The sequence below is a fragment of the Actinoplanes sp. NPDC089786 genome (genome assembly GCF_040684855.1).
Lineage (GTDB): Bacteria > Actinomycetota > Actinomycetes > Mycobacteriales > Micromonosporaceae > Actinoplanes.
The window spans coordinates 283,846-298,649 of record NZ_JBFBGU010000001.1 but is presented as its reverse complement, the minus strand read 5'-3'; the positions used below and the strand labels follow the sequence as shown (position 1 = coordinate 298,649).

17 protein-coding genes are annotated in these 14,804 nt (G+C 70.5%); 15 read left to right on the top strand and 2 right to left on the bottom strand.

The window, feature by feature from the left end; all coding sequences use genetic code 11:
• Positions 1 to 4: 4 nt before the first annotated feature.
• The 10 genes from AB0O15_RS01405 to AB0O15_RS01360 all read left to right on the top strand — a co-directional run bounded on the left by AB0O15_RS01405 (position 5) and on the right by AB0O15_RS01360 (position 9,606).
• Positions 5 to 532, top strand: a complete 528-nt coding sequence (locus tag AB0O15_RS01405; RefSeq protein ID WP_364312483.1) for a flavin reductase family protein — start codon at positions 5 to 7, stop codon at positions 530 to 532.
• 124 nt (positions 533 to 656) lie between these two features.
• Positions 657 to 1,016, top strand: coding sequence for a DUF485 domain-containing protein (locus AB0O15_RS01400; RefSeq protein WP_364312480.1), 360 nt, complete (start codon positions 657 to 659; stop codon positions 1,014 to 1,016).
• Positions 1,017 to 2,702, top strand: a complete 1,686-nt coding sequence (locus tag AB0O15_RS01395; RefSeq protein ID WP_364312478.1) for a cation acetate symporter — start codon at positions 1,017 to 1,019, stop codon at positions 2,700 to 2,702.
• 68 nt (positions 2,703 to 2,770) lie between these two features.
• On the top strand, positions 2,771 to 3,748 hold the full coding sequence (locus AB0O15_RS01390) for an NAD-dependent epimerase/dehydratase family protein (protein WP_364312475.1): 978 nt from the start codon (positions 2,771 to 2,773) through the stop codon (positions 3,746 to 3,748).
• 89 nt (positions 3,749 to 3,837) lie between these two features.
• A complete protein-coding gene (locus AB0O15_RS01385) occupies positions 3,838 to 5,070 on the top strand; it encodes an LCP family protein (protein ID WP_364312472.1) in 1,233 nt (410 codons plus the stop codon).
• A 79-nt stretch (positions 5,071 to 5,149) separates the two neighbouring features.
• Positions 5,150 to 6,244, top strand: coding sequence for an LCP family protein (locus tag AB0O15_RS01380; protein ID WP_364312470.1), 1,095 nt, complete (start codon positions 5,150 to 5,152; stop codon positions 6,242 to 6,244).
• Positions 6,245 to 6,319: 75 nt separating this feature from the next.
• Positions 6,320 to 6,646 carry a rhodanese-like domain-containing protein gene (locus AB0O15_RS01375; RefSeq protein WP_364312468.1) on the top strand — a complete coding sequence of 109 codons (327 nt, stop codon included), beginning with the start codon at positions 6,320 to 6,322 and terminating at the stop codon, positions 6,644 to 6,646.
• 142 nt (positions 6,647 to 6,788) lie between these two features.
• Positions 6,789 to 7,970: a HAMP domain-containing sensor histidine kinase gene (locus AB0O15_RS01370; protein ID WP_364312465.1), complete on the top strand. Its 1,182-nt coding sequence runs from the start codon at positions 6,789 to 6,791 to the stop codon at positions 7,968 to 7,970.
• Positions 7,971 to 8,002: 32 nt separating this feature from the next.
• A complete protein-coding gene (locus tag AB0O15_RS01365; RefSeq protein WP_364312462.1) occupies positions 8,003 to 8,878 on the top strand; it encodes a DUF5926 family protein in 876 nt (291 codons plus the stop codon).
• Positions 8,875 to 9,606, top strand: coding sequence for a glycoside hydrolase family 16 protein (locus AB0O15_RS01360; RefSeq protein WP_364312459.1), 732 nt, complete (start codon positions 8,875 to 8,877; stop codon positions 9,604 to 9,606). Before AB0O15_RS01365 ends, AB0O15_RS01360 begins: the two co-directional genes overlap by 4 nt.
• Here AB0O15_RS01360 and AB0O15_RS01355 read toward each other — a convergent pair.
• Positions 9,587 to 10,795: an arginine deiminase gene (locus tag AB0O15_RS01355; RefSeq protein WP_364312456.1), complete on the bottom strand. Its 1,209-nt coding sequence runs from the start codon at positions 10,793 to 10,795 to the stop codon at positions 9,587 to 9,589. The genes AB0O15_RS01360 and AB0O15_RS01355 overlap by 20 nt on opposite strands.
• A gap of 385 nt (positions 10,796 to 11,180) precedes the next feature.
• On the opposite strand from AB0O15_RS01355, the gene AB0O15_RS01350 reads away from it, so the two are divergent.
• The 5 genes from AB0O15_RS01350 (at position 11,181) to pheA (ending at position 14,359) form a co-directional block, all read left to right on the top strand.
• Positions 11,181 to 11,807: a hypothetical protein gene (locus AB0O15_RS01350; RefSeq protein ID WP_364316941.1), complete on the top strand. Its 627-nt coding sequence runs from the start codon at positions 11,181 to 11,183 to the stop codon at positions 11,805 to 11,807.
• 101 nt (positions 11,808 to 11,908) lie between these two features.
• The gene (locus AB0O15_RS01345; protein WP_364312454.1) at positions 11,909 to 12,373 is read left to right on the top strand and encodes a hypothetical protein; all 465 of its coding nucleotides are present in this window, start codon (positions 11,909 to 11,911) and stop codon (positions 12,371 to 12,373) included.
• Between the two features lie 47 nt (positions 12,374 to 12,420).
• Positions 12,421 to 12,810: an ACT domain-containing protein gene (locus AB0O15_RS01340; RefSeq protein WP_364312452.1), complete on the top strand. Its 390-nt coding sequence runs from the start codon at positions 12,421 to 12,423 to the stop codon at positions 12,808 to 12,810.
• Between the two features lie 36 nt (positions 12,811 to 12,846).
• A complete protein-coding gene (locus AB0O15_RS01335; RefSeq protein ID WP_364312450.1) occupies positions 12,847 to 13,395 on the top strand; it encodes a hypothetical protein in 549 nt (182 codons plus the stop codon).
• Between the two features lie 10 nt (positions 13,396 to 13,405).
• Positions 13,406 to 14,359, top strand: a complete 954-nt coding sequence (gene pheA / locus AB0O15_RS01330) for a prephenate dehydratase (protein WP_364312447.1) — start codon at positions 13,406 to 13,408, stop codon at positions 14,357 to 14,359.
• 193 nt (positions 14,360 to 14,552) lie between these two features.
• On the opposite strand, the gene AB0O15_RS01325 is transcribed toward pheA, so the two are convergent.
• Positions 14,553 to 14,804: hypothetical protein (locus tag AB0O15_RS01325; RefSeq protein ID WP_364312445.1), on the bottom strand; the 252-nt coding region annotated here is incomplete at its 5' end.

Below are 14,804 nucleotides of genomic sequence, written 5' to 3'. Positions count from 1 at the left end.
CGCCGTGAACCCCTTCCAGCCGGGCGCCGAGATCCACACCGGCGACCCCTTCGCGCCGGTCGCCTCGGAGAAGTCGCCGATCCGCCGGCTCCGGGGCCGGTTCGGCGCGGCCGTGAGCCTGTGGACGACCCCGGGCCCGGCCGGCCTGACGGTCAGCTCGATGCTGGTGGCCGACGGCGACCCCGGCCGGGTGCTCGGGCTGATCGACGAGGAGAGCGACTTCTGGGACGCCGTCGCGGAGGAAGGACGTTTCGCCGTGACCGCGCTGACCGACGCCGACCAGCAGCTGGCCGACCGGTTCGCCGGCCTGATGCCCGCGCCGGGCGGCCTGTTCGTGACCGGTGCGTGGACCGAGACGGAGTTCGGCCCGGTCCCGGCGGGCGCGGCCACCTGGGCCGGCTGCACGCTCGACGCCCACCGCCCGTACGGCTGGGCCCTGCTCATCGAGGCCACCATCGCGACCGTCCACCTCGGCGAACCCGCGCCGCCGCTGCTCCACCACCGTGGCCGCTACCACCGCTTGGCGCACTGACCGGGCCGCTCGGCGCACCCGCCGACCACCCGGGGAGTGACACGCCTCACCCCTTCGTACGGTGCCCCGGAAGCCCGCCACGCCAGCGGGCCGACTTGCCTGCCCCATGAAGGTGGTGAAACCGGTGACCACAGACGCGCCCGACTCGGCCGCATCCGATGCGGCTTCCGCCGAGCGATATCTCGCCATGCAGAACTCCGAGGAGTTCGCGGGCCTGAGGAAGACACTGCGCGGCTTCATCTTCCCGATGACCGTCGCGTTCTTCCTCTGGTACGCCCTGTACGTCCTGCTCTCGGCATATGCACGTGGCTTCATGAGCGTGAAGCTGATCGGCAACATCAACGTCGCGCTCCTCTTCGGACTCCTGCAGTTCGTTACGACGTTCCTGATCGCCTGGTTCTACTCGCGATTCGCGGCCCGCAAGGTGGACCCGATCGCCGACCAGATCGCCGCCCGGCTCACCGACGAAGGGGGGTCGAAGTAGATGAAACCGCACGGCCTGTCCTACCTCGCGGCCGAGGCGTCGACCTCGACCTCGCGCACGCTGACCATCACGCTGTTCCTGATCTTCGTCGCCATCACGCTGGGCATCACGATCTGGGCCAGCCGGCAGACCAAGACCGCCACCGACTTCTACGCCGGCGGCCGGACGTTCACCGGCTTCCAGAACGGCATGGCGATCGGCGGCGACTACATGTCCGCGGCGTCCTTCCTGGGCATCGCCGGCATCATCGCGCTGAACGGCTACGACGGCTTCCTCTACTCCATCGGGTTCCTGGTCGCGTGGCTGGTGGCGCTGCTGCTGGTCGCCGAGTTCCTGCGCAACTCGGGCCGGTACACGATGGCCGACGTGCTGGCCTTCCGGATGCGGCAGCGCCCGGTGCGTACCGCGGCCAGCGTCTCCACCGTGGTGGTCTCGATCTTCTACCTGATCGCCCAGATGGTCGGCGCGGGCGCGCTGGTCAGCCTGCTGCTCGGCATCGGGCCGGGCACCACGTTCCTGGGCATGGACGCGAACACCGCCAAGATCGCCACGATCATCCTGGTCGGGGCGCTGATGATCGTCTACGTGACGGTCGGCGGCATGAAGGGCACCACGTACGTCCAGATCGTCAAGGCGTTCCTGCTGATGACCGGCGCGCTGCTGATGGTGATCCTGGTGCTGGCGCACTACAAGTTCAACCTGTCCGCGCTGCTCGGTGACGCCGCCGCGCAGTCCGGCAAGGGCGACGCGTTCCTCAATCCGGGGCTGCGGTACGGCGTCGAAACCGCGGGCGACGCGGCCAAGACGTTCTACAGCAAGATGGACCTGCTCTCGCTGGGCATCGCGCTGGTGCTCGGCACGGCCGGTCTGCCCCACATCCTGACCCGCTTCTACACCGTCCCGACCAGCCGGATTGCGCGTAAGAGCGTGCTCTGGGCGATCGGCATCATCGGCGTGTTCTACCTGTTCACGCTGGCGCTGGGCTTCGGCGCGGCGGCGCTGGTCGGCGGCAAGGCGATCACCGCGCAGGACAAGGCCGGCAACACCGCCGCGCCCCAGCTGGCGCAGAAGCTCGGTGTCGACTTCTTCGGCGGTGACACCGGCGGATCGGTGCTGCTGGCGGTGATCGCCGCGGTGGCCTTCGCGACCATCCTCGCGGTGGTGGCCGGGCTCACCCTGGCGTCGTCGTCCTCGGTGGCGCACGACTTCTACGCCAGCGTGATCAAGCGCGGCGCCGCCTCGGAGCGGGACGAGGTCCGGGTCGCCCGGATCGCGGCCCTGATCATCGGCGCCATCGCGATCGCCCTGTCGATCTTCGCGCAGAGCCTGAACGTCGCCTTCCTGGTGGCGCTGGCGTTCGCGGTGGCCGCGTCGGCGAACCTGCCGGCCATCCTCTACAGCCTGTTCTGGAAGCGGTTCAACACCTCGGGCGCGCTCTGGTCCATCTACGGCGGCCTGATCGCCTCGGTGTTCCTGGTGTTCTTCTCGCCGGTGGTGTCCGGTTCGGCGACGGCGATGTTCCCGGACAGCGACTGGCACTTCTTCCCGCTGTCCAACCCGGGCATCATCTCGATCCCGATCGGCTTCCTGTGCGGCTTCATCGGCACGATCGTGTCGAAGGAGACCGACGTCAAGAAGTACGCCGAGCTCGAGGTCCGGTCACTGACCGGTCACGGGGCGCACTGACCCCAGCTCGTCACCGAAGGGAGAGGGACCGGGCCGCCACCCGGTCCCTCTCTCGTAGAGTTACCACCATGGTTGTCACGCAACGGTACGGCGATGGACATCGGATCCTGGTCAGCGGAGGCGCCGGGTTTGTCCCGTCACACACGGTTGATGCGCTTATCGCCCGCGGTTGCGAGGTCGTGGCGATCGACAACTTCATCACCGGCTCCCGCGACAACGTCGCCCACCTGGCCGACGAGCCGCGGTTCACGCTGATCGAGGCCGACCTGACCGAGGGCTTGCCGGCGCTGCCCGGCCGCTTCGACGCCATCCTGCACATGGCCTCGCCGGCCAGCCCGACCGACTTCGCGAAGCTGCCGATGGAGATCCTCAAGGTCGGCTCGATCGGCACGATGGCCCTGCTCGACCGGGCCGTCGAGGACGCGGCGCGCTTCCTGATGGCGTCGACCTCGGAGGCGTACGGCGACCCGCTGGTCCACCCGCAGCCGGAGTCGTACTGGGGCAACGTCAACCCGAACGGCATCCGCAGCGTCTACGACGAATCGAAGCGGTTCTCCGAGGCGGCCACCATGGCCTACCACCGGTTCCACGGCCTCGACACGGCCATCGTGCGCATCTTCAACACGTACGGCCCGCGCATGCGGCCGGACGACGGCCGGGCCATCCCCACCTTCATCGACCAGGCCCTCCGAGGCACCCCGCTGACCGTCCAGGGGACCGGTTCACAGACCCGTTCCATCACGTACGTCGACGATCTCGTCCGCGGCATCCTGCTGCTGCTCGACTCGCCCGAGACCGGCCCGATCAACTGCGGCACCGAGCACGAGATCACCATGCTCGACCTCGCGCGGCTGATCGTCCGGCTGGCCGGCAGCGAGTCGTCGATCGAGCTGGTCGAGCGGGCGCCGGACGACCCGGAGAAGCGCCGCCCCGATCTCACCCTGGCCCGCAAGAAGCTCGGCTACGAGCCGCAGATCGGCCCGGAGGACGGCCTGAGCCGGACGATCGAGTATTTCCGCACCCTGAGCAATTCATCTCAGCGATGAACGAAACACGGAGAGTAATGTCTCCTTCCTTCGTGCCGTCACGGTGTCGATGCGAGCGTTGCGTGGAGTCGGGTACGTAACCTGGGTACATGTCTGCCCCCACATCTAAGTACGGCCGGTCCTCCTCCGGTCGGGCCTCGGTGCCCGGCCCGGGTGAGGCCAACCGGCCCGCCGGTCGCGCCGGAGTGCCCAGCGATTACCGCCGTGGGCAGGCGCACAACGATGACTGGCCGCCGCGCACCGCGTCCGGCGGCGCCCCCGGCGGTCCGCCGCCCCTACGCCCGGCCGGCGCGCCCTACAAGGGACGCCGCAAGCCGCGCTGGGGCCGCATCGCCCTGGTCGTCGGCGCCGTCGTGGTGATCGGCGGCCTGATCGCCGGCATCTCGCTCTACGGCTACGCCTCCGGCCTGGACAAGGACCTGAAGCGGACCAACGCCTTCGAGGACATCACCGACGGCCGCCCGGCCAAGGAGGTCGAGGGCGCGCTGAACATCCTGCTCGTGGGCAGCGACTCGCGTGACCCGGACACCGACGACGGCAAGGCCAGTTCCTGGCGGGCGGACACGCTGATCGTCATGCACATCCCCGAGGACCACAAATCCGCCCAGCTGATCTCGGTCCCGCGTGACCTGTACGTGCAGATCCCGTCGGCGAACAACGCGAAGTGCGAGTCGGGCACCCGCAACAAGATCAACGCGGCGTTCGCCTTCGGTGGCCTGCCCCGCGCCGTCCGTACCGTCGAGTGCCTGACCGACGTGCACATCGACAACGTGATGGCGATCGACTTCGGCGGCTTCAAGGAGGTCACCGACGCGCTCGGCGGCGTCGACCTGCCGGTGGACTACGCGATCACCTCGATCCACAAGCCGTTCCGCAAGTTCAAGAAGGGCACCATGCACATGAACGGCGCCCAGGCCCTGGACTGGATCCGGCAGCGCAAGCAGTTCCCCCGCGGCGACTTCGACCGGATGCGCCACCAGCAGGAGTTCCTCCGGGCGCTGATGGACAAGGCGGCGAGCAGCGGCACGCTGGCCAACCCGACCAAGCTGAACGACTTCCTCAAGTCGGTCACGGCGGCGGTCACGGTGGACGACAACTTCTCGCTCACCGACATGGCCGTGCAGTTCCGCAACGTGCGTGGCGAGAACCTCACCTTCATCACCAGCCCGAACAAGGGCAGCCAGACCATCGCCGGACAATCGGTCGTGGTCCAGGACAAAGAGCAGCAGGCGGCTTTGTACCAGGCCGTTGTTGCCGACAAGATGACTGAGTGGATGACGGCCAACCAGCCCAAGAAGTCATCGGACTCGGCGGGCGGCTGATCTCCTAGCGACACAGCAGCGCGGCGGGCCGGTGAGCACTCACTCACCGGCCCGCTTCGTCGTGTCCTGAAGGAGTGCCATGACCGTTCGCCGCCGCTCGCCGCTCTGGGCCAGGCTGGCGCTGGCCGTCGGCATGGTGCTGGTGCTGGCCAGCGGCGCGGGGCTGGCCGCCGGGCGGGCGCTGATCAGCACCGCGACGACCGCGGTGACCCAGACCAACCTGCTCGGCACGACCAAGAAGACGGTCGCCGAGGGCGGGCACGACCTCAAGGGCCCGATCGACCTGCTGCTGATGGGCGTGGACGCGCGGGCCCGGTGGGCGCCCGACGACCTGCACGCCGACACGATCATCGTGCTGCACATCCCGGCCCGCCACGACCAGGCCTACCTGCTGTCGATCCCACGGGACACCGAGGTGACGGTGCCGCCGTTCGCCAAGAGCCGGTGGCCGGGCGGCAAGGCCAAGGCGACCGAGGCGTTCTTCCACGGCGCGCAGAACGGCGGCGGCTATGCCGGCGGCGCCCAGCTGATGGCCCAGACCCTGAAGGCGGCCACCGGGATCAGCTTCGACGGCGCCGCGATCATCGACTTCCACGGCTTCAAGGGCGTGGTCGAGGCGCTCGGCGGCGTACGCATGTGCGTCGACCAGCGGGTGACCAGCAAGCACATGGTGCTGGTGGGCAAGGAGCCGATGTACCGGGCCGACGCCCGGCGGACCGGCCGGGCCACCCGGCCGGTGATCTACCCGGTCGGGTGCCGGACGATGGCCGGCTGGCAGGCGCTCGACTACGCGCGGCAGCGGTACGGGCTGAAGAACGGCGACTACGACCGCCAGCGGCACCAGCAGCAGCTGATCAAGGCGATCGTGACCAAGGCCGCGAGCGCCGGCGTGCTGACCAACCCGAGGAAGGTGAACCGGCTGATCAAGGCGGCCGGCAAGGCGTTCGTGCTGGACACCGGGGGGGTGCCGGTGGCCGACTTCGTCTTCACGCTGCGTCGCATCGGCGCCGAGGACCTGGTGCTGCTGCGGACCAACAACGGCACCTTCGCCGGCAACGCCAACGGCCGGGAGACGATCACGCCGCTGAGCAAGCAGATGTTCACCGCGGTACGCCAGGACCGGGTCAGCCAGTTCGTCATCAACCACCCGGGTGTCGTGGCGATCGAGAAGTGAGGTTGCCTGTTCCCGATTCGCCACCTGGTTCCGGCGCCTCGGAAGCGAATCCGAAACCAGGCATACTCTTGTCCCGTGCACATCCCCGAGGTTTCTCCCGCCGAGGTTCCTGACGACGCCTACCTGCTCGACGTCCGTGAGGACGACGAGTGGATCGCCGGCCACGCGCCCGGCGCCCACCACCTGCCGATGATGGACGTGCCGGCCCGGCTCGACGAGATCCCGCCGGACGGCGACGTCGTGGTGGTCTGCCGGTCCGGCGGCCGCTCCGCCCGCGTGGTGGCCTACCTGGCCCAGAACGGCCGCGACAACGTCCGGAACCTGGACGGCGGCATGCAGATGTGGGCCGCGACCGGTAAGCCGGTGGTAAGCGAGGACGGACAGCCGTCCCGGGTCATCTGACGGACTTTCGGCGTGGATCGTCCCGCCCTGGGGTGATCTCACAACGACGAACGTGTGACGTCCGACACTGACGGGGCAATCCCGCCGGGATCCGCCCGAAGCGCCCTGCCCAAAAAGACGGAAGCGAGGCAGACTCGCAGACATGCCGGAACGACCCGACTACGCCGCGCTGACCCGGGGTCAGATCGCGGTCCTCGACCGGATCAGTGCCGGTGAGGCGGGCCTCCCCGTGCTGCATCAGATCGTGCGGCTGGCCGAGGAGGCGCTCGGCGGGCGGGGCGCCGGCTTCGCCGAATACGCCGCCGACCACGGCCGGGTGATCGCCGCCACCGGCGTCTGCGCTCATGCCCTGGGCCGCCGGGTGCAACGCGAGGAACGCGAGACCGGCGACCGGACCCTGCTGATCCCGCTGGCCGACGTGAACGACGAGTTCGCCCGCCAGGTCGAGGGCGGCGACCTGCACCACATGCTCGGCGCCCGGTGCGAGGCGTCCGGCGCGGTGATCGGGTCGCTCCACGTCTACTTCGGCGCCGACCACGAGCCCGCCCCGGAACACCACGCGGTGCTCGAGCTGCTGGCGTCGTACGTGGGCCGGCTCTACAGCCTGCGCGCCGGGCTGCCGGTGCACGGCGACGGGCGCCAGGAAGACCGCGACCTGTGGGTCGCGGTGACCAGCCACGAGCTCCGCACCCCGGTGACCGTGATCAAGGGTTATGCCGACACGCTGACCAACCACTGGGGCTCGATGGCCGAGGGCGAGCGCCAGGAAGCCGTACGCATCATCGGGGCCCGGGCCGGCGAACTCGCCCGCCTGGTCGACCGGCTGCTCTCCGCCACCAGTGAGGACGGTGCCGGGGGCGACAACCCGGCCGGCCCGTTCGACCTGGTCGAGGCGTTGCGGGCGGCGGTCGACGAGCTGCCCGGCTCGCTCCGTGACCGGGTGGTCCTCGGCGAGCTGCCGACCGAGCTGCCCAAGGCGTTCGGCGACCGCGACTCGCTGGCCACCATCCTCACCGAGCTGACCACCAACGCCGAGAAGCACGCCCCGCCCGGCTCCACGATCGAGCTGGCCGCCTCGGCCGACGAAGAGACGGTGACCTTCCGGGTGGCCGACCGCGGCACCGGCATCCGCCCCGAACACGTCGAGCAGGCCTTCGAGCGCTACTGGCAGGCCGACGTGCGCGAGCAGGGCCATCGTCACCCGGGCGCCGGCCTGGGCCTCTACCTGGTCCGCCGCATCGTCGAGCGCCAGCACGGCTGGGTCTCGCTGCGCCCGCGCCGGGGCGGGGGCACGGTGGCCGAGGTGCGACTGCCCCGGGGCTGAGGCCGGCCACCGGGTCGTTACCCTGGCTTGCCATGAGCAAGCGTCGGAAGTCACCGCAGACCAGCCCGAAGCGCGAGAAGGTTCGCGACATCTTCGTCGCGCGGCCGTTCGAGGGTCTCGCCGACGAGGCCGAGTGGATCGCGCTGCGTGAGCTGGTCCCGGCCGCGTCCGCGCCGCTCACGCTCAAACCCGAGATCATCGAGGAGTACGGCGACCGCCCGGTCACCCTCTCCACGGTGCTCCCGATGGCCTGGCCGGCGATGACCCGCCAGGACGGCCGGGTGTTCATCGGCCTCCAGCGCCACGTCCAGTCCGGTGACGTCTCCCGCGACCTGGCCGTGGCGATCCTCAGCGCGCTGCGAACCGAACCGGGCGACACCGTGCCCGTTCCGGCGCTGCCCGGCCCCGGCCCGCGGCTGCAGGACATCCTGATCGACGGCCCGCTCGAGGTCACCATGCACGACGGCTTCGAGTACTGGCTGGACTCCGACCAGGCCGAGGACGCGAACGTGAAGGCGTCGCTGGAGCGGGCCAACGCCTCGATCTACCCGACCGTGCGGATGACCTCGGCGCATGCCGCGTACTGGTGCCGGGTGCCGGAGAAGTCGCACGTCCGCTGGGTGCTGGCCGACCCCGAGGACGCGGCGCTGGACGCGCTGGCCCGGCTCTCCGCGAGCGGTGACCTGCTGCTCGGCGAGGGCACCAAGTTCGCCGGCATGTTCCGGGCCCACGGCGTGCTGGTGCCGGTCTGGGACCTGCCCCGCGACCCCGAGGCGGCCGACTGGGAGGCGCCGCTGGCCGACTTCGCCAAGCGGTACGCCGACACGCTCGGCGACACCGGTCCGCTGGACAGTGCGTCCCGCCGCGCCAAGCAGGGCCTGATCGGGCGTCAGCTGACGCTGCGGTGAACCTGAACGAGCAGTTCGCGGGCGAGGAGCTGGACCGGTCGGTCTGGCTACCCTGCTACCTGCCCCACTGGAGTTCCCGGGCGGCTTCGGCCGCGACCTACCAGGTCCGCGACGGCGAGCTGCGGCTGAGCATCCCGCCGTCCCAGGGGCTCTGGGCCGAGGGCGTCCACGAGACGCCGCTGCGCGTCTCCTGCATCCAGTCCGCGAACTTCTCCGGCCCGGTCGGCAGCACGGTCGGCGGCCAGCCCTTTGTTACCAACCAGTTGGTAACCGAGGAGCAGGCGACGTTCTGGGGCTACACCCCGCATTACGGGCACGTCGAGATCCGGATGCGCGGCGAGGTGTCGCCGCGGTCGATGGTGGCGTTCTGGATGTCCGGCATCGAGGATGAGCCGCACCGGTCGGGCGAGATCTGCGTGATGGAAGCGTTCGGCGACGCCACCGCGATCGGCATCGGGCTGCACAAGTTCCGGGACCCGGCCCTCACCGAGGAGTGGTCGGCCCTGGAGCTGGGCATCGACATCGCCGGGTTCCACACCTACGCGGTCGACTGGCGCCCCGGATCACTGGTCTTCAGCGTGGATGGCGACGAGGTCCGCCGGGTCGATCAAGCGCCGGACTACCCCGTACAGCTGGAACTCGGGGTTTTCGATTTTCCCGACAAGCCCGGGCCGGCCGACCACACGCCGGCGCTGATCGTCAGCCACGTCATCGGGCATTCCCTCTGAGCGGAGCGCGCTCGATCGGGCAGCTCATGCACCGCGGGCCGCCCCGCCCGGAGCCCAGCTCGGAACCGCTGATCGCGATCACCTCGATGCCGGCCCGTTCGAGCTGAGCGTTGGTCTCCACGTTCCGCTCGTACGCCACACAGAGCCGCGGCGCGATCGCCAGCGTGTTGTTCCCGTCGTCCCACTGCTCCCGTTCGGCGGTGACCGGGTCGAGGCCGGTGTCGATGATCCGCAGCGCGTCGATGCCCATCGCCTCGGCCGCCGCGGTCAGGAACGGCCGCGGCGCGGTCACGTCGGGCTCGCCGTCGGGGCTCACCGTCACGGTCCACGCCTGCAGGCTGCTGGCGATGTTCGGGTACATCACCACCGCGTCCACGTCGACCATCGTGCAGACGGTGTCCAGGTGCATGGTGGCGCGCTCCTGCGCGATCGGCACGGCCAGGATGGTGTGCGCCAGCCCGGCCGCGAACACCCGCCGGGCCAGCCGTTCGGCGCCGGCCGGAGTGGTCCGTTCGCCCACCCCGACGGCCAGCACGCCCGGCGCCATCAGCAGGACGTCGCCGCCCTCGACGTGTTCCAGCTCGGGCGAGAAGAGCAGTGGGGTTCCGGCGAAGCGCGGGTGGTAACGGTAGATGGCCTGGGTGAGCGTGGTCTCCCGGTTCCGCGCGGGCATGGCCAGGCTGGTCACCGCGACCTGGTCGCGGACCCAGACCGACGAGTCGCGGGTGAAGAGCAGGTTGGGCAGCGGGTCGATGACGAAGTCGTGCGCGTCCATCATCCGGTAGACCAGACCACCCGGTCCGGGTTTCATCTCCTCATGGGCCAGACCCGACATGAGTACGCCGGCCAGCCGCACGTCGTCCTGATCGGCCAGGTACCCGGCCACCCGGGCGCGCAGCGAGTCGCCCAGCCGGCGGTCGCGCAGCACGCTGGTGATCAGCTCGTCGCGGGCCTGGGCCACGGCCAGCGTCTCGATCAGCAGCTGACCGAGATAGAGCACCTCGACGCCGCGCCCGGTCAGCGCCGCGGCGAACGCGTCGTGTTCCTCCTGCGCGCGGCCGACCCACGGGATGCCGTCGAAGAGCAGGGAATCGTTGTTTCGCGGGGTCAGTCTGGCCAGCTCAGGACCCGGTCGGTGCAGCATGACCGTCGCGAGCCGCCCGACCTCACTGTCGACAAAAGGCGCCACGCCCCGAACCCTACTGTGACTTAGCGCAGAGATCACCTGCGCGTAGTGCATCGACGATAAGGTTTGGCTAACTTGGTGGAGGCCCGTCCGACGGCCTTGGGAGGATCAAGGGGCGCATGCACCATACGCACAAAGAGGCCGCGCGTGAATGTGGCATTCATCCCCCTTCACTCCGCTTTCCTCACGGCTCTACGTCTTCTTCCGTACGGGGTCAGACACATACGGTAGTTGGAAGAGAGCCAAAGACCTTTTGCCGGAGGTCCCAGTGACTGTCTTCCCCGCACGTCCCGCGTTGCCCGTCACCACCCCTTCCAAGGCGCTCGCCCGGGTCGAGAGACCCACGTCGGCGCCCCCCAACAGCCTCGAACCGCAGCGCACCAGCCCCGTGGAGTGGGCTCGTCGCCGTCGGGCGGTCAAGGAAGCCCGCCGGATCGAAGCAGCCGGCGCGCGAGCGCTGACCCGCCTCGATCGCCTCGGTCCGACGTGGCACATCGTGGACTGGCCGCGCACCGACTACGCGCAGAGCTACCACGAGCCCGACCCCGCCGACGACCGCGCGGGCTTCCTGGCCATCGGGCCGGGCGGCATCTACGCGGTGACCGTCGCCGATCACGGCCGGGCCCGCGTGCTGATCGCCGGTGACGTGGTGCAGATCAACGGAAAGCGCCCGGCCTACGTGGCCGAGGCCCGCCGTGACGCCAAGCGCGCCGGCCGGGCGATGTCCGCCGCCGTCGGGCTGACCATTCCGGTCACCCCGGTGCTGGCGTTCGTCGGCTCCGGTGTGATCAGCGTGCACGGCCTGCCCAAGGACTGCCTGGTGGCGACCCACCGCGAGCTCGACCGGCTGCTCATCGCCGGCGGTTCACGGATCTCGCCGGCCACGGCGGCCAAGCTCCGCGCGGTCGCCGAACACCCGGCGACGTGGTCCAACGCGCCCTACCGCCCGGCCGGCGACTACCGCTGGTACCCCGACGGACAAACCGCCGCTGACAAGCGCGCGAGCCGCCGGTAACGTTCCTTCCCGAGTACCGTTCGTAGCCGTAGGGCTGCGAGTCGCGGCGCGGCCGGTTTTCCACCGGCCGCCGCCACGGCGGTGGAGTGAGGGAGGTGCGGGTGGCGCACGTCGAGCTCTCGTTGTCGGGGGCGTTCGTGCCGCAGGCGCGTACGCCGGCCGAGTCCGAGTTCATGGCCAATGTCGACCGTTGGATCACGACGGTCACCACCGCGGCAGAGCCGTGCCTGGTCATCGATGTCGCGCAGACCATCCGGGCCCTCTCGCCCTCGTGCTCCGAGCTGCTCGGCCTGGGTCGCCCGGCCGACGCGGTGGGCGGGGCCCTGCTCGGCGAGGCGCTGCGGCTGATCGACTTCACCGCGGGCGGCGGCGAGCTCGACGAACCCGAGCTCGAGAAGATCCCGCCGCTGCTGGCCATCAAGAGCAAGCGGCTGGCCCGCGGCCTGATGCGGGTGCAGACCGGCGGCGCCGACGGCCACCTCACCGTCGACGCGATCGCGACGCCGCTGGTCGACAACGACCAGGTCGTCGCCTCACTCACGTTTTTCTCGCCGGTCAGGTATTGATCCGAAGTTGGTTCGCGTTGCCCTGACCCGGCCCGTACTCTCGGGTAATGCTCGATCTTGACCTGCTGCCCGGGGAGTACGCGGTGTGCCGGCTGCCCGCCGGAACCCCGCTGCCCGCCTCGCTGAACCGCGGGCCGAACGACAAGAGCGTCGTCTCGGTGACCTGGGCGCCGGACGAGACCTCGATCATCTGCCCGGCCGGCCTGGCGCCGCCGGACGCGTCCGCCGAGACCCCGTGGCGCTGCCTGCGCGTGGTCGGCCCGCTCGACTTCGCGCTCGTCGGGGTGCTGGCGTCGCTGGTCGGGCCGCTGGCCGAGGCCCGGGTCAGCGTGGTCACCTTCTCGACCTACGACACCGATTATGTGCTCGTGCCCACGGTTCGGCTGGCCGACGCCAGCAACGCGCTCATCCGGGCCGGGCATCGCATCGCGGAATGATTCAATCGACGGCCGTCGCGCCCTACCATGGTCGTCGTGTTGCGTCCCGCTTACGCGCTGCTGGCCCTGACCGCCGGGTCGCTGCTGCTTCATGCCTGCGGCGCGCCGCCCGAGCCGCTGCCCTCGGCCCCACCGGCCACGCGTAACAGCGGCGGCCCGTCCTCCTCGGCGACGGTGCCGTCCTTCCCCGCGACGACGCCGTACCCGACGAACCCCACCTTCCCCACCCAGCCCACCTTCCCGCCCACCACGACGCTGCCGCCGACCACCACACCACCGCCCACCCCGGCGCCATTGTGTGGCGGATCCCCGAGCAAGCAACAGGTCCTGAAGGCCGTGAAGGGCAAACCGGGCATCCCGACCAAGCCGCTCGAGGTGCGGTACGGCCCCTACTGCGACGACAGCTGGCAGTTCGCCATCCTCGGGATCGTCGGCCAGGACGAGGACGACGTCGACCCGCTGCTCCTGCTCACCAAGGGCAAGGCGTCGTCCCTGACCGTCGTGGCGGCCGGCGCCGACGTGTGCGACGGCAGCGAGACCGGCGCCCCCACGGGCATCAAGGCGCGGGCCTGCGGCGGCTCGTAAGCTGTCAGGCATGCCCGGCACACCTCCCACCCGCTTCGTCTACCTCGGCCCCGAAGGCACCTTCACCGAGCAGGCCCTGCGGACGATCAGCGCGGCCGAGCACGGGCTGCGGACACCGGCCCGGAGCGTGCCCGAGGCGCTGGAGGCGGTGCGGACCGGCACGGCCGACGCGGCCCTGGTCCCGCTGGAGAACTCGGTCGGCGGCGCCGTCACGGTCACCCTCGACGAGATCGCCGCCGGCAGCCCGCTGATGATCACCCGCGAGGTCGTCATCCCGGTCGAGTTCCAGCTCGCCGCGCCCCGGCCGATCCCGCTGTCCGACATCCGCACGGTCGCCGCCCACCCGCAGGCGTCCGCCCAGTGCCGCCACTGGCTCCGGGCCAACATGCCCGACGCCACGGTCATCGACGTCCTGTCCAACGCGGCCGCCGCCATCAGCGCCGCCGCCGGCGACCACGACGCGGCGATCTGCGCCCCCATCGGCGTACCCCGCAACCACCTGACCGTCCTGGCCGACAAGATCGCCGACCGGGCCGACGCCGTGACCCGCTTCGCCCTGCTCACCCGCCCCACCGCGCCCGCACCACCAACCGGCGACGACGTCACCTCCCTGGCCGTGACCATCAGCCACGACCGCGTCGGCACGCTCCTGGCCGTCCTGACCGAGCTGGCGGTCCGCGGCATCAACCTGAGCCGCATCGAGTCCCGCCCCACCGGCGAGCAACTCGGCACCTACGTCTTCTTCCTCGACTGCACCGGCCACATCGCCGAGCCCCGCATGGGCGAGGCCCTCCAGGGCTTGCGCCGCATCTGCGCCGACGTCCGCTTCCTCGGCAGCTACCCGCGCCACCGCTGGTCCTCGGCCGCGGCCGCCGAGCCCCTCCCCACGACGGCGGGCCTCACCGACGCCGACTTCGCCGACAGCTCAGCCTGGCTCAATCGCCTCCGCACGGCCGGGTCATAAACCTTTAGGGGTACGCCGGGCACATGGTCGCCGCCGCCTCAGCGAGCTGGTCGGTGGGCCGGGCCGTTGCGCCGGCATCCGGGGGAACGGGTGGGTCGGGCTTTCCTCGCGAGGTCGCCCATGCGCCGGTTTTGGTAGCGCCCGCTGCGGCCAGACGCACGCCGTCGCAGGCTGCGGCGGGGCGGCCAGGCGTTTAGTTACGCCCCACGGCGGCCAGCCGCGCGCCGTCAGGAGCGAAAGCGGCCAAGCGTTTCGTCGCGCCCGCTGCCGCCAGAAACGCGCCGTCGCAAGCCCAAAGCAGGCGGCCAAGCGTCTGGTTGCGCCCACTGCCGCCGGATTCGCGCCGTCGTAGGTCAAGGCGGGCGGCCATGCCGGCGGGGCGTTTGGTTGCGCCCACTGCCGCCCGATACGCGCCGTCGCAGGTCAAGGCGGGCGGCCATGCCGG